The organism is Klebsiella aerogenes, from assembly GCA_029027985.1.
GTDB classification, from domain to species: Bacteria; Pseudomonadota; Gammaproteobacteria; order Enterobacterales; family Enterobacteriaceae; genus Klebsiella; species Klebsiella aerogenes_A.
Genome location: CP119076.1, coordinates 1,557,239 through 1,571,788 on the forward strand (window position 1 = coordinate 1,557,239; position 14,550 = coordinate 1,571,788).

General features: G+C 55.3%; 12 protein-coding genes. 3 read left to right on the forward strand and 9 right to left on the reverse strand.

The window, feature by feature from the left end; all coding sequences use genetic code 11:
* Positions 1-110: 110 nt before the first annotated feature.
* The 3 genes from rsuA to PYR66_07430 all read left to right on the forward strand — a co-directional run bounded on the left by rsuA (position 111) and on the right by PYR66_07430 (position 2,699).
* Positions 111-830: a 16S rRNA pseudouridine(516) synthase RsuA gene (gene rsuA, locus PYR66_07420; protein ID WEF29531.1), complete on the forward strand. Its 720-nt coding sequence runs from the start codon at positions 111-113 to the stop codon at positions 828-830.
* Positions 827-2,023, forward strand: a complete 1,197-nt coding sequence (locus tag PYR66_07425; GenBank protein ID WEF29532.1) for a Bcr/CflA family multidrug efflux MFS transporter — start codon at positions 827-829, stop codon at positions 2,021-2,023. Before rsuA ends, PYR66_07425 begins: the two co-directional genes overlap by 4 nt.
* A gap of 331 nt (positions 2,024-2,354) precedes the next feature.
* Positions 2,355-2,699, forward strand: a complete 345-nt coding sequence (locus PYR66_07430; GenBank protein ID WEF29533.1) for a YejG family protein — start codon at positions 2,355-2,357, stop codon at positions 2,697-2,699.
* A gap of 3 nt (positions 2,700-2,702) precedes the next feature.
* Here the strand turns inward: PYR66_07430 and yejF are convergent, their stop codons facing one another.
* The 9 genes from yejF to PYR66_07475 form a co-directional block, all read right to left on the reverse strand.
* Positions 2,703-4,292 carry a microcin C ABC transporter ATP-binding protein YejF gene (gene yejF, locus PYR66_07435; protein WEF29534.1) on the reverse strand — a complete coding sequence of 530 codons (1,590 nt, stop codon included), beginning with the start codon at positions 4,290-4,292 and terminating at the stop codon, positions 2,703-2,705.
* A gap of 1 nt (position 4,293) precedes the next feature.
* Entirely contained in the window at positions 4,294-5,319 is a 1,026-nt protein-coding gene (locus PYR66_07440) for a microcin C ABC transporter permease (GenBank protein WEF29535.1), read from the reverse strand.
* Positions 5,319-6,413 (reverse strand): microcin C ABC transporter permease YejB, encoded by a 1,095-nt coding sequence (locus tag PYR66_07445; GenBank protein ID WEF29536.1) that lies wholly within the window; start codon positions 6,411-6,413, stop codon positions 5,319-5,321. The genes PYR66_07440 and PYR66_07445 overlap by 1 nt, the downstream gene beginning before the upstream one ends.
* Before the next feature lie 9 nt (positions 6,414-6,422).
* The gene (locus PYR66_07450) at positions 6,423-8,228 is read right to left on the reverse strand and encodes an extracellular solute-binding protein (protein ID WEF29537.1); all 1,806 of its coding nucleotides are present in this window, start codon (positions 8,226-8,228) and stop codon (positions 6,423-6,425) included.
* A 57-nt stretch (positions 8,229-8,285) separates the two neighbouring features.
* Complete coding sequence (locus PYR66_07455) at positions 8,286-9,848, reverse strand: cyclic di-GMP phosphodiesterase (protein ID WEF29538.1); 1,563 nt, start codon at positions 9,846-9,848, stop codon at positions 8,286-8,288.
* A 186-nt stretch (positions 9,849-10,034) separates the two neighbouring features.
* On the reverse strand, positions 10,035-10,604 hold the full coding sequence (gene mepS / locus PYR66_07460) for a bifunctional murein DD-endopeptidase/murein LD-carboxypeptidase (protein ID WEF29539.1): 570 nt from the start codon (positions 10,602-10,604) through the stop codon (positions 10,035-10,037).
* Positions 10,605-11,031: 427 nt separating this feature from the next.
* Complete coding sequence (locus tag PYR66_07465) at positions 11,032-11,739, reverse strand: phosphatase PAP2 family protein (GenBank protein ID WEF29540.1); 708 nt, start codon at positions 11,737-11,739, stop codon at positions 11,032-11,034.
* Between the two features lie 40 nt (positions 11,740-11,779).
* Complete coding sequence (locus PYR66_07470) at positions 11,780-12,757, reverse strand: GTP-binding protein (GenBank protein ID WEF29541.1); 978 nt, start codon at positions 12,755-12,757, stop codon at positions 11,780-11,782.
* Between the two features lie 121 nt (positions 12,758-12,878).
* Positions 12,879-14,345: a fructuronate reductase gene (locus tag PYR66_07475; protein WEF29542.1), complete on the reverse strand. Its 1,467-nt coding sequence runs from the start codon at positions 14,343-14,345 to the stop codon at positions 12,879-12,881.
* Positions 14,346-14,550: the final 205 nt, after the last annotated feature.

Here is a 14,550-nt window from a genome sequence, read left to right on the forward strand (position 1 = left end):
ACGAATCTTTTCCCTTGAGTGGTGTTAAGAGCCCGTTATACTAGCCAATGGAATTCTTCTTTTTCGGGCGAATTGCCCGCTCCAGCATTATTACAGGCTAAAAAAATCTCATGCGACTTGATAAGTTTATCGCTCAGCAGCTTGGCGTCAGCCGTGCTATTGCCGGGCGTGAAATCCGCGGCAGCCGCGTTACCGTGGATGGCGACATTGTGAAAGATACCGCCTTTAAGCTCCAGCCGGAGCACGAGGTGGAATATGACGGCAATACGCTGACCCAGCAACACGGTCCTCGTTACTTTATGCTCAACAAGCCGCAGGGTTACGTCTGTTCAACTGACGATCCCGATCATCCGACAATCCTCTATTTCCTTGATGAGCCGGTCGCGCACAAGCTGCATGCCGCCGGGCGTCTGGATATCGACACCACCGGGCTGGTGCTGATGACCGATGATGGTCAGTGGTCGCATCGCATCACCTCGCCGCGTCATCACTGCGAAAAAACCTATCTGGTGGCGCTGGAAAAGCCGCTGGAAGAGGGGACGGCAGAGCACTTTGCCAGGGGCGTCCAGCTGCATAACGAAAAAGAGCTCACCAAGCCCGCCGTTCTGGAAGTCATCACTCCGACCGAAGTGCGCCTGACCATCAGCGAAGGCCGCTACCATCAGGTCAAACGTATGTTTGCCGCCGTGGGTAACCACGTGGTTGGATTACATCGCGAGCGCATCGGCGAGATTACGCTCGATGAGTCGCTGGAGCCTGGCGAATACCGCCCGCTGACGGCGGAAGAAATCGCCAGCGTCGGCGCCCCACCTGCACGGAGTAAAACGTGACGACGAAGCAGAATTCTTCATTTGGGATTGTGTTTATTCTTGGCCTGCTGGCCATGTTAATGCCGCTGTCTATTGATATGTATCTACCGGCGCTACCGGTTATCTCGGCGCAGTTTAATGTGCCGGACGGCAGCGCGCAGATGACGCTCAGTACCTATATTCTGGGCTTTGCGCTGGGCCAGCTGTTGTACGGGCCGATGGCCGATAGCATTGGCCGGAAGCCGGTGATCCTTGGCGGTACGCTCATTTTCGCCGCGGCGGCGGTGGCTTGCGCATTGTCGCAGACCATCGATATGTTGATTACCATGCGTTTCTTCCACGGCCTGGCCGCGGCGGCGGCGAGTGTGGTGATCAACGCCCTGATGCGCGATATCTATCCGAAAGAAGAGTTTTCGCGGATGATGTCGTTTGTCATGCTGGTCACGACCATTGCGCCGCTGGTGGCGCCGATGGTCGGCGGGGCGGTGCTGGTGTGGTTTAGCTGGCATGCGATTTTCTGGATCCTCGCGCTGGCGGCGCTGCTGGCCTCGGCGATGATCGCTTTCTTTATTAGCGAGACGCTGCCGGTGGAGCGGCGGCAGAAGTTCCATATTCGCACCACGCTTGGCAATTTCGCCACGCTGTTCCGCCATAAGCGGGTACTGAGCTATATGCTGGCGAGCGGCTTCAGTTTTGCCGGGATGTTCTCGTTCCTTAGCGCCGGTCCGTTTGTCTACATCAACATTAATCACGTGTCGCCGCAGCACTTCGGTTACTACTTTGCGCTGAATATCGTGTTCCTGTTCATCATGACCATCATCAACAGCCGCTTTGTTCGCCGGGTCGGGGCGCTGAATATGTTCCGCACGGGCCTGTGGATCCAGTTGGTGATGGCAATATGGATGGTGGTTTGCGCGCTGCTCGACGTCGGCTTCTGGTCGTTGGTGCTGGGCGTGGCGGCGTTCGTCGGCTGCGTGTCGATGGTCTCCTCAAACGCGATGGCGGTGATCCTCGATGAGTTTCCGCATATGGCGGGTACCGCTTCATCGTTGGCCGGCACTTTCCGCTTTGGGATTGGTGCGATTATTGGCGCGTTGCTATCGATGGCTACCTTTACCACCGCCTGGCCGATGCTGATTTCTATCGCGTTTTGCGCCATCAGCTCTATTCTCTTCTATCTCTACGCCAGCCGGCGGCGAAAAGTCGCACATTAAGTCACATTTTCAGGGGCGATTTCCGCCCCTTTTTTGATACATATCAACCGAAATTCGCTTCCCTGTTTAGCTATTTGTTTCTTTTATGTAAAATCAATTAGTGTAAAAAGTCGCAATGTTGCGATAAAAAAGTTGTTTTGGATCACAGAAACGGGTACATATAGCCGCGAACTGTTTCCGTAAGGCAACTATAAAGTTCTTGATAATAAGCCGTTAACCCAGGCCTCGTGTGGGTGCCAGCGTTTTCGATGCTGTTGCAGGACTATTTGTCAACAATGTGTTAATATTGATGTAAATTTATTGTGAAGCCTTTTGCTTCCGGGGAAACCAAGTGAATACACAGCAACTCTCTATCGTACACCGACTGCCGCAGAGCTATCGCTGGCTGGCCGGTTTTGCGGGTTCAAGAGTTGAACCGATTCCGCAAAACGGCACGCAGGGCGAAAATAGCCTGGTGGCGTTAAAGCTGCTCAGTCCGGACGGCGAGAACGCGTGGCCGGTGATGCGCACGCTGAGCCAGGCGCTGAGCGACATTGAAGTGGATAGTTCTATCCTTGAGTGTGAAGGGGAACCTTGCCTGTTCGTCAACATGCAGGATGAATTCGCCGCGACCTGCCGCCTGAAAAATTTTGGCGTCGCGATTGCTGAGCCGTTTTCCGGCAACAACCCTTTTTGACCGTCAGCTTAACGCCAACAGCTGGCGGGTATATTCCTGCCGCGGTGCGGTAAACACGCGCTCGCATTCACCTTGCTCGACGACTTCTCCCTGCCGCAGCACCATCACCTGATGACAGAGCGTGCGCACAACGCGCAAATCATGGCTGATAAACAGATAGGCCAACTGATGATTTTGCTGCAACGTCTTCAGTAGCGTCAGGATCTGCGCCTGTACGGTTTTATCCAGCGATGAGGTCGGTTCATCCAGCACGATAAGCTGCGGTTTAACGATCAGCGCCCGAGCAATGGCGATACGCTGGCGCTGACCGCCGGAGAATTCCGCCGGATAACGCTGTCGCGTATTAGGATCTAACCCGACTTCCTGCATCACCTGAATGACCGACTGCTCGCGTTCAGCAGGCGTCAGCGTTGGCTGATGGACGCGCAGTCCCTCCTCGATAATCTGCAGAACGCTCAGGCGTGGGTTGAGCGACGAGTTGGGATCCTGAAAGACTACCTGAATACGGCGGCGCAGCGGCAGCATCTGGTGGCGATTGCGCCCCTGGATCGATTCGCCGGCGAACTGCATTTCCCCGCTGGAGTCGAGCAGGCGCAACAGCGCCAGCCCGGTGGTGCTCTTGCCGGAACCGGATTCGCCGACCAGCCCCAGCGTTTCTCCCGCCCGTAGCGTAAAACTCAGATGATTGACGACCCGATTGTGATCGACCACCCGACGCAGGATCCCTTTGCGGATCGGAAAGGCGACACTGAGATCGCGGGCCTGCAGCAGAATGGGCGCATCGGCGGGTAGCGGCACCGGTTTTCCGGTCGGTTCGCTATCCAGCAAACGACGGGTGTAAGGGTGCTGCGGCGCCTGAAACAGTTCGCGGCAGCCGTTTTGTTCGACGCAGCGGCCGTTTTGCATCACCGCCACCCGATCGGCAAGCTGGCGGACGATGCTCAGGTTGTGGGTGATAAACAGCATACCCATGTTGAGCTCGCGTTTGAGTTCGCGCAACAACTGCAGGATTTGCGCCTGCACCGAGACGTCCAGCGCGGTCGTTGGCTCATCGGCGATAAGCAGCTCCGGGCGGGTCAGCAGCGCCATGGCGATCATCACTCGCTGGCGTTCGCCCCCGGAAAGCTGGTGTGGGTAATCGGCAAGTCGCCGTGAGGCGTTGCGGATGCCAACCCGATCCAGGCAATCGAGAATCTCGCCTCGCGCCGCCTCTTTACGCATACCGCGGTGTAGCGAAAGCACTTCATACAGCTGTTTTTCCAGATTATGCAGCGGATTGAGCGAAACCATCGGCTCCTGAAAAATCATCGCGATACGGTTGCCGCGGATCCCGCGCAGGGTGTGTTCATCGGCGTGCAGCAGCGATTGGCCGTGGAAGTGGATATCGCCGTTCGGATAGCTGACCGGCGGTGAGGGCAGCAGACGCAGTACCGATAGCGCGGAGACGCTCTTGCCTGAACCGGATTCACCAACCAGCGCCAGCGTTTCGCCCACCGCAATCTGCAGTGTCAGGTTACTCACGACGGTCTGGCTTTCTCCCTGGCGGCGAAAAGCGATAGAGAGGTCGTCAATGTCTAATAACGGCTGGCTCATGTTATACCGCCTTACTGGGGTCGAAGGCATCGCGGACCGCTTCGCCAATGAAAATCAGCAGCGTCAGCAACAGCGCGACCGACAAAAATGCCGCGATGCCGAGCCACGGCGCCTGAAGATTATTTTTGCCCTGCAGAAGCAGTTCACCCAGCGATGGTGAACCCAGCGGCAGACCGAAACCGAGAAAATCGAGCGAGGTCAGGGTGGTGATTGAGCTGCAAAGAATAAACGGCAGGAAGGTAAGGGTGGCGACCATCGCATTTGGCAGCATGTGGCGCAGGATAATATGGCGGTCGCTTACGCCCAGCGCCTGAGCGGCGCGGATATAGTCGTAGTTGCGGGTACGCAGGAATTCGGCGCGTACTACCCCAACCAGCGTCATCCAGCCAAACAGGACGGTAATCGCCAACAACCACCAAAAATCGGGCTGCACCACGCTTGAGAGCAGGATAATTAAAAATAGCGTCGGCATGCCGGACCATACTTCGATAAAACGCTGCCCCCAGAGATCGAGCTTTCCGCCGTAGTAGCCCTGCAGCGCGCCGGCGAGTACACCAAGCACGCTGGAGAAGAGCGTCAGCAGCAGGCCGAACAGCAACGAGATACGCGCGCCATAGAGAATTCGCGCTAATACGTCGCCGCCGTTAGCGTCAGTGCCCAGCCAGTTGTGCTTCGACGGCGGCGAAGGGAAGGGGGTGTCGGTGGCGAAGTTAATGCTGGTGGCACCGAAACGCACCGGCGCCCACAGCACCCAGCCGTTCTCCGCCAGTCTTTTTTGCAGCCACGGGTCCTGATAGTCGGCGGCGGTAGCGAAATCGCCGCCAAAGGTGGTTTCGCTGTAGGTTTTCAGCGCTGGAATATACAGACTGCCGCGATATTGCACCAGCAGCGGCTTATCGTTGGCGATAAGTTCGGCGCAGAGGCTGCAGATAAACAGCGCCAGAAATAGCCACAACGACCAGTAGCCGCGACGGTTGTGGCGAAAACGCGCCCAGCGGGCTTGATTGACGGGGGAGAGAAATGGCATTAGCGGCCCTCGAAATCAATACGCGGGTCGACCAGCGTATAACTGATGTCGCTGATGATGTTCAACAACAGGCCGATCAGCGTGAAGATGTACAGAGTGCCGAACATGACCGGATAATCGCGCGAAACGGTGGCTTCATAGCCGAGTAGCCCCAGACCATTGAGTGAGAACATCACCTCGATCAGTAGTGAACCGGTGAAGAACATACTGATAAACGTGGCGGGAAAACCGGCGATCACCAACAGCATGGCGTTGCGGAATACGTGTTTCCACAGGATCTGCTTTTCACCGACGCCCTTGGCGCGGGCGGTGACCACATACTGTTTGCGGATCTCATCAAGAAAGCTGTTTTTGGTCAGCATGGTTAGGGCGGCAAAACCGCCGATCACCGTCGCCAGTACCGGTAAGGTAATATGCCAGAGATAGTCGATGATCTTCTGATACCACGGCAGACTATCAAAATTGGCGGAGACCAGGCCGCGCAGCGGGAAGAGATCGAAATAACTGCCGCCAGCGAAAATGACGATCAGCAAGATCGCGAACAGAAATGCCGGGATGGCGTAGCCGATAATAATGAACGTACTGCTCCAGACGTCAAAATGGCTACCGTTGCTGACGGCTTTGCGGATCCCCAACGGTATAGATACCAGATAGATAATCAGCGTGCTCCACAGACCGAGGGTAATAGACACCGGCAGGCTGTCTTTAATCAGCTGTAAAACTGAAGCGCTGCGGAACAGGCTATCGCCAAAATCAAAACGGAGATAGTCGCCAAGCATCTTGAAATAGCGTTCGTGAATAGGTTTATCAAAGCCGTAGCGGCGGGTTATTTCGGCTATCACTTCCGGGTCGAGGCCACGTCCGCCCCGGTAGTGGCCTTCACTGATATTGCCCACCCCGGTGCGCGCGTGGCTGGCGCCCATGCCGCTATCGCCGGCGCCAGGCATCCCGCTGCGGTCGCCGAATTCCACGGCGGCGATAGCCTGATCGACCGGCCCGCCCGGCGCAATCTGCACAATAAAAAAGTTGATGGTGATTATCGCCCACAGCGTCGGGATTACCAGTAACAGTCGGCGGAACAGATAGGCGCCCATCTTGAATCCTTAACGTCGGTCCGCAGGAAGTCTGGCGGCTTTGTTGACATCGTACCACCAGCTATCAAAGCCGGAGGAGTAGATGGGGCGGGTTTCCGGGAAGGAGAACTTATCCCAGTAAGCCGTCCGGTCCTGCGCCATATACCACATCGGCAGCATGTAATAGTTCCAGGTCAGCACACGGTCCAGCGCGCGACCCAGCGGCAGTAGTTTCTGTTTGTTGCCCTGCCAGCGGATGATCTGCGCAATAAGATTGTCGACCACCGGGCTCTGGACGCCGGGGGCGTTATAGCTGGAGTTGATATAATCCGAAGCCCAGGAGATTTGCAGGTCGGTGCCTGGCCAGGCCATCGCGCGCCACAGACTCGGCATCATGTCGTAGTCGCGGCTGCGTCGCCGGTTGCTGTACTGCGAATTGTCCACCTGGCGGATATCCATGGCGACGCCTAAACGCTGTAAATTGTGCTGAAACGGCAGCACCCAACTGGCATTGCCGCCAGCAGGCAGCAGCAGTTCAAAGCGCAGCGGCTTGCCGGTTTTGGCATTGACCCGCTGGCGGTTTTTGAGCACCCATCCCGCTTTATTCAGCAATGCGTCCGCTTTGAGTAAATTTTCGCGGTCAAAGCCATCGCCGCGGGAGACTGGCGGTTGATAGATCTGGGTAAAGACCTCTGGCGGCAGATCCTTTTTCATCGGCGCCAGCAGAGTGAGCTCATCGGCGTCAGGATAGCCGCGAGCGGCATATTCGGTGTTCTGGAAGTAGCTATTGGCACGGCTATAGGCACCGTAAAACAGCGCCTTATTCATCCACTCGAAATCAAAAGCTAGCGTGATGGCCTCACGTACCTGACGGTCGGCAAACACCGGCCGCTGGATGTTAAAAGCCAGCCACTGGGTATCCTGCGCCGAAGTATTGTCATGCTCGTCTTTGACGATATACCCGTTGCTGAAGTTGCGCCCGATATAGCGCGTGGCCCAGTTTTTCGCCGAGTTTTCTTCTCGCCGATCGACGGCCCCGGCCTTAAAGGCCTCGAAGGCGACGTTATCGTCAAGATAGTAATCGTAGCGAATAGTGTCGAAGTTCCAGCGCCCGCGGTTAACCGGCAGGTCGGCGGCCCAGTAATGCTGCACCCGCGAATAGACGATATATTGCCCCATCCGCCAACGGCTGATGCGATACGGGCCACTGGCGAGCGGCGGTACGGAGAGTGGGTCGCTGAGCTTATGATTACGCCAGAATGCCTGCGGCATGACCGGCAGCGACAACAAACTCAGCATGTTTTCTTTGCCCGGTTTCGCCAGCTCAATGCGGACGGTCAGCGGAGCGATAGCGTTGACGGTCGTTCCTTTATAGATCAGACGAAATTGCGGAACCCCTTCAGTCATAAATTTATGAAAGGTGAAGGCGACGTCGCTGGCGGTAATCGGGCTGCCGTCATGAAAGCGGGCGCGCGGATTGAGGGTAATTTCCATCCATGAGAAATCATCGGCATAACGTGCGCGGTCGGCAATCAGCGGGTAATAGCTGCCTGGTTCATCGTCCGAAGTGGTAAACAGGGTGTCATACAGCGCGTCGGTGCGCACGCCGGGGTTGCCGCGCAGGGCGTAACGGTTGAAATTGTCGAACGTGCCGATGGCGGCCAGGGTGATGCCACCGCCTTTGGGCGCGTCGGGGTTGACGTAATCGAAGTGATGAAAGTCAACGGCATACTTTGGCTCGCCGATAATGGCGAACGCGTCGCTCTCTTTGATGGTTTGCGCCTGGCTGCTGAGGCTAAATAAAGCCAGCAGCAGCAGGCTGATGCGCGCAAACATAGATGGGATATCATCCTCTGACCGTTAACCCAAGTGATTTCGCATCATAAGCGACCCTTAGCGGCTTGTGAAATACTTTGCCGGTTCATCATGGGCGGCAACCAGTTTCTCCAGCGGTAGCGGGCGACTAAAGCAGTAGCCCTGCAGATATTGCACACCATGGTCGCGTAGCCATTCCGCCTGCTCTGGCGTTTCGACACCCTCGGCAACGGTTTTCAACTGCAGGCGACGACTTAGCGTGAGAACTGCATCCAGTACCGGCGAGGTGACGGTTTCGGTGCCGATGGCCTGCACAAAACCGCGGTCGATCTTCAGATAGTCAAAGTTATAGCGTTCAAGATAGATAAGTGCGCTATGGCCGGTGCCGAAGTCATCGATGGCGATTTCGAAGCCTTGCTGGTGCAACCAGTCAAAAATAGCCATCGATTTGTTTTTATCAATCATGGAGCGCTCGGTGATCTCCAGCACCACGTCGAAGTAGTTTGCCGGCAGCGCGGCAGCAAAGCGCTGCATATCTTGCTGAAAACCGTCTGTATGCAGGTGCGCGGGCGAAATATTGAGGCCAAGCTTAGTGCCTGCCGGCAAAATACGCTGCAGGGTGGGGATGTCGCGGATAATCAACGCGAGCAGGTGATGGGTGAGGGGGACGATCATCTGCTGTGTTTCCGCCAGATTGATAAACACATCGGGCGGGATTTCTCCGACCACCGGATGCCGCCAGCGCATGAGCACTTCAACGCCGCTAATCTGTAGTGTATCGGCTTTCACTACCGGCTGGTAGACCACGTAGAACTGGTTATTTTTGATCCCCAACTGGATCGATTTCCGCGGATCGGATTTGATCGTCAGGATGTAGTAGCTGAGCAAACCGGTGAGCATGCCGCATACCACGCCGAGCAGCAAAGCGAATTGTGTATTCTCGCCAAGCCAACTATTGGCGTAGAGATACACGTTAAGCGGCAACCCGGGAACCTGAAGCTGGCGTATGGGATCGTTGTGTAAGGACTGCGGGTCGATAATCGTACTGCTGAAGGTGGATATTGCGGTATGGCCGATAGCCAGCGCAATACCGCTGAAATCATTTTGCCGTGCGGAATAGAGAATATAGGGTGTCAGGTTAGCGTTGATTGATACAAAGATCCCGCTGTCCTTGTCGCCCGGGCGCTGAACCCACAGCGCCAGCGCTGCGGAATCCGGCATCATCGGCGTACCCTGCAGGATGGCCATATCCACTGCTTTGTCGGTATTCAACTCGGGGATCAGCTGCTTAAACGGCGTGTTCATGGCCCCTGTTGCGGATGAGCAGAACGCTTCGCCGTTTTTTACCAGCAGGAAGGCGCGTACGTTGGGGCTAAAAGCGGCTCTGGCGGCTAAGCCGGAGTCGATATGTTCGCAGGGCTGGTCGAGCAGCGGCTGGAGGCCAGCGATAGTTTTGTTTAAATCGCTAAAGTAGCTATCGAGATAGTAGCTGACGTTTTTGATTATCTGATCGAAGCGTTCAGATCGGTTGTGGTAGATGACCATAAACTGGATGCTGCCAGCCAGCAGGGCGACGGCAATGCCGATACAAATACTGGTGAACCAGATTTTACGTCGGGGTGAAAAGTAGCGGGTTAGCATAGGCCAGAATCTGTCCGTATTATTGAATCACGCCAATGGGATGCCAAAAGAATAGTGTTCCATCTCCTTTAAAAGAGATAGCTTAATTTGCGGAGTTCATCGGCAGAAAGACAAAAAAACACCGCCGGGGCAGTGTTTTTTCATTTCTTACCGTCAGCCAAGGGATAACTCACGGTAAGAAGAAGATTAGGAACGGCTCAGAACGCGGCGTGCTTCGTTATAGCGCTTCTTCCAGTACGGCTCATCCAGGCTTGAGATGGTGACGCCGCTGCTGGTGGAGGCATGTACAAACTGGTTATTGCCGATGTAAATACCAACATGACGGCCAGTAGAGCCTGCACGGAACAGAACTAAATCACCGGTACGCAACTGGGTGCGCGAAATCGATTTGCCGGAATCTTGCTGCTCGGATGTGGAGCGAGGCAGTTCCAGGCCAAATTGTTCACGGAAAGTGCGTTGAACGAATGCTGAACAATCAATCCCTTTCCGGGTGCTGCCGCCGAGGCGGTAACGCACGCCTTTCCAGCTAGCGTATTGGTCCATCAAGCGGGACTTCACGTCCAGATTGCTGACCATCTTTTCAAATTCATCCTGAGAGGCTTGCAGTGATGATAAATCGCCACTACCCACAGCATGCGTCTCAGAATGCATATTTCTGGCGGTACTTGTTGAACTACACGCGGAAAGCAGAACCGCTGCTGCAATCGCGGGCGCGAGCCGCAAGATATATCTCAAAATCGGCTGAGATTTGACCATTATGTTTATTTTCCCTTGTTGTCCTTAACGACAATGTCGTTATAAAAAATGCCAAACGTGGTAGAGCCTAGATTCCTGAAAGCAATGAGACAATTCCTTAAGCATAAATTTGTGGAGTACCGCACAATTTTATTCAAATGATGAATTCATGCTGCTTGGGAAGGCAAAACGAGAAAGAGATTACCCTATCAACCGTGGGATGGCGAGCGGTTTTGCGTGATTTCTTATAAGTATTTTTGCGACAAAAAGTGAATCATCGGCAAAGGAGAAAATAGGGCTTTTTTTGCCTAAAAAATATGCAACACCTTCATTCCAATGATGATTAATGTGACAGGAAGATGATGCCATGTATAAATCATCGGCGAATAGATAAAAAGGGGTCAGAACGACCCCTTATGGATAATATTAATAAAATGTAAAAATGATCTTAATTCCTGGTTATTCCGCCTGGAAGCGAACGGTCAAACCAGGCGATCGTTTTGTCGGAAAGCGAGGTCATTAACACCCATGGCGCGCCAATCAATACCGCGCTAAGCGAGCCGACGGCAATATCGGTGAACCAGTGGGCGCCGATCATGACTCGCGGGAAGGCAAAGACCACAAAAATAACCAGTGAAATAACCAACGCCCGCCGGCCGAAATAACGCCACATAAACGAAGCAAATATGAGCAACATCATGCCGTGGTCGCCCGGGAAGCTGTCTTTTGACGCGTCTTTGGTCGGCAATGAGACAACATCGCTGACTTTCGTGATGTCTCTGAAGGAGAGCGATGGGCTGGCGCGTTTTACCGGCATCAGATGCTGGGCCAGCTGGTTGATAATCACGGCGGCGAGTAGCATCACCAGCCCCATAATCACGATGCGGCGGCGCTCGGCGCTCTGCGCTTTTATCCAGAAGCTCAGCATCAGGCACCCCATCGACAGCAATGAGCAGGCATCGAAGGCACGGTTGTTGATGATGGCTAACAGCCAGGCGTACGCGTGGCTGGTGCCGACACCATGGTTGAAAAAGTGGAAAATGGTCGAATCGAGCGGGAACCAGAAACCGTGGTTTGCCGGTAGATACCAGGAACAAAATAGGGCCACGCCCGCAGCGTTTAGCAACAAGATAAGGGGTATTTGGTTTTTAGTCATAACAAATGCGATTTTTAAACAGTGGCCAAAAATAGCCGCATTAACTTAAACGAAGCTTCAACAGCGAGGACTGCAGCGCATTCCAGTCAACATCAGATTCGGAAATCAGCTCGATGCGGCTATCCGGCGGCGGCGCGTTTTGCGTTTCGATGTGCAGGTCGAGCCCCTGACGGTTGATGCGCACTAACCCTTCAGCAATGCGCATCACGCCTTTCACCCGGCCTACCGGCGCCAGACGCGCCCATTCCAACAGTCCGACGGTGTCGAATTGAGTATCGGCATCAAAAATCCAGCCGCAGGCATGGTATCCCTGGCCGCTATTCAGGCTGCGACGCCAGCGTTGATGCGCCGGGAGGCTTAACGCCGCCAAACCTTGTTTTTGCCCGTGGCTATGGACGTGGTCAGGGCTTGCCGGCAGCGGTGCGGTGTTGCGCCGCGGCAGGTCCAGCAGCGCGAGATCGAGCTCTCCCTGGGTAGTGCTCACCTGCAGGCGCTCGCCGGCATATTGTTGCCACCAGGCATCGAACGCGGCGCAGCTTTCCGGCGTCGCTCGATCGGCTTTGTTTGCGACGATCACATCGGCGGCAGCCAGTTGATCGCGGAAATTATCATTGGTGACGATCTTCTCTTCCAGCAGCTGACGCGGATCCAGAATGCACAGGGTGGCGCGCAGATCGATCCACGGTTCGTACACGGCGGCGGTCAGGATATCGAGGATTTGCTTCGGATGGCCAAGCCCGGTCGGCTCGATCAGCAGACGGTCAGGTTTCCCCTGGCGCAGCAGGGTGTTGAGTCCAACCTGCATCGGCAGGCCGTTGACGCAACACATGCAGCCGCCGGGGATCTCTTTTAGCAACGCGCCGCTTTCCGCCAGCAGAGCGCCATCGATGCCGACTTCGCCGAATTCGTTGACCAGCACGGCCCATTTTTCATCCACAGGTTTGTGGGCCAGCAGATGAAGAATAGAGGTCGTCTTACCGCTGCCGAGAAATCCCGTGATCAGGTTAGTTTTGGTCACATTTTCTCCAGCATAGAAATGTAATGTTGTAACAGTCGAGACTATCCTGGCGAAAAAAAGGGGAAAAGAGAAGGGATACTGCGGACAGAAAAACATTCTGTCCGCTAAATAGCAGAAATTGTTAAGCGCGCAGCGCTCTGGCGACGGTTTCGCGAGCGCCAAGTTCCGCCAGTTGATGCCAGGCTACAGTGATATCTTCGACAAACTGCGGGTTACCTGGCAGATCCTGACCAAATATCTCTTCCAGGCTGAGCAGGGCGCTGACGCGATCGTCTTGCGAGCTGGCGGCAACCAGCTGCTGGATTTTGTCGGCCAGCGGGTCGCGCACGTCAATTGCCTGTCCGGCGTCATCTACGCCGCTGACGTAGCGCATCCAACCGGCCACGCCCAGCGCCAGCAGCGGCCAGCGACTGCCGCGCGCGAGGTGGACGCGAATGCCGTCGAGCATACGTTGCGGCAGCTTTTGGCTGCCGTCCATGGCGATTTGCCAGGTGCGGTGCTTCAGCGCCGGGTTGGTGAAACGCGCGATCAGACTGTCGGCATAGGCGACCAAATCGACGCCGGTAATCGACAGCGTCGGCGCTTGTTCATCAAGCATCAGGCGGCGGGCGGCATGGCGGAAGGCCTCATCCTGCATACAGTCGCTGATGTGCGCCAGACCTGCCAGATAGCCCAACCAGGCGAGGAAAGAGTGGCTGCCGTTGAGCATGCGCAGCTTCATTTGCTCCCACGGTAGAACGTTATCGGTCATCTGTACGCCCGCCGTTTCCCAGGCTGGGCGCCCGGCGACGAAGTTATCTTCGACGACCCATTGAATAAACGGCTCGCAACTGATGGCGCAGGGATCTTCAACGCCGATCACTGAGGCGATCTCCGCCAGAGATTCGTCGGTGGCCGCAGGGACGATGCGGTCCACCATGGTGCCGGGGAAGCTGACATGTTCAGCAATCCAGGTTGCCAGCTCCGGGCTGCGTTTTTCCGCCATGCCGAGGACGGCATTTTTCACCACGTGACCGTTGTCGGGAATGTTGTCGCAGGAGAGCACGGTGAACGGGGTCAGACCGCGTTCGCGGCGACGAGCGAGCGCTTCAACTAAAATACCGGGAGCGGACTGCGGAAGCGTCGGGTTTTCCAGATCGTGGACGATACGAGGCTGTGTTGCATCCAGCTTACCGGTAGCCGGATCGATGCAGTAGCCTTTCTCGGTGATGGTCAGCGAGACAATCGCGACCTGCGGTTCGCAAAATTTTTCGATAATCGCCGCCAGTGAATCCAGCTTAGCGTTCAGGCATTCATGTACCGCGCCGACGATAATCGGCTGGTTACCCCCGGCGCCTTTTTCCAGCACGGTAAACAGATGATCCTGTTGGCGAAGCTGACTCATCAGCTTATCGCCGCTAAACAGGCTGATTTCACAGATTCCCCAATCGCCGCCGCTGGTGTTGAGTACCCGGTCAGTCAGTAGCGCCTGGTGCGCGCGATGGAAAGCGCCGAAGCCAAAGTGCACGATCCGCGAGCGTAGCTGGCGGCGATCGTACTGTGGAAATTGCACGCTTTCAGGCAGTGCGGCGGTAGCGATAGTTGTCATCTTTATACACCTGATTAACCAATGATTAACATCATGCAGTGTAAAGTTATATGACAGCAATTTAAATTGGTAAGCCGAATTTATCCACTTAGTGTGAGCTGGATCAATCAATGCAGCGGGCGAAATTGACCATCCACCAGAAGCATGTATGGTAGTCGTCATAATGTTTCATATTATTGGTATAACAACTTTGAGAGGGCATTGC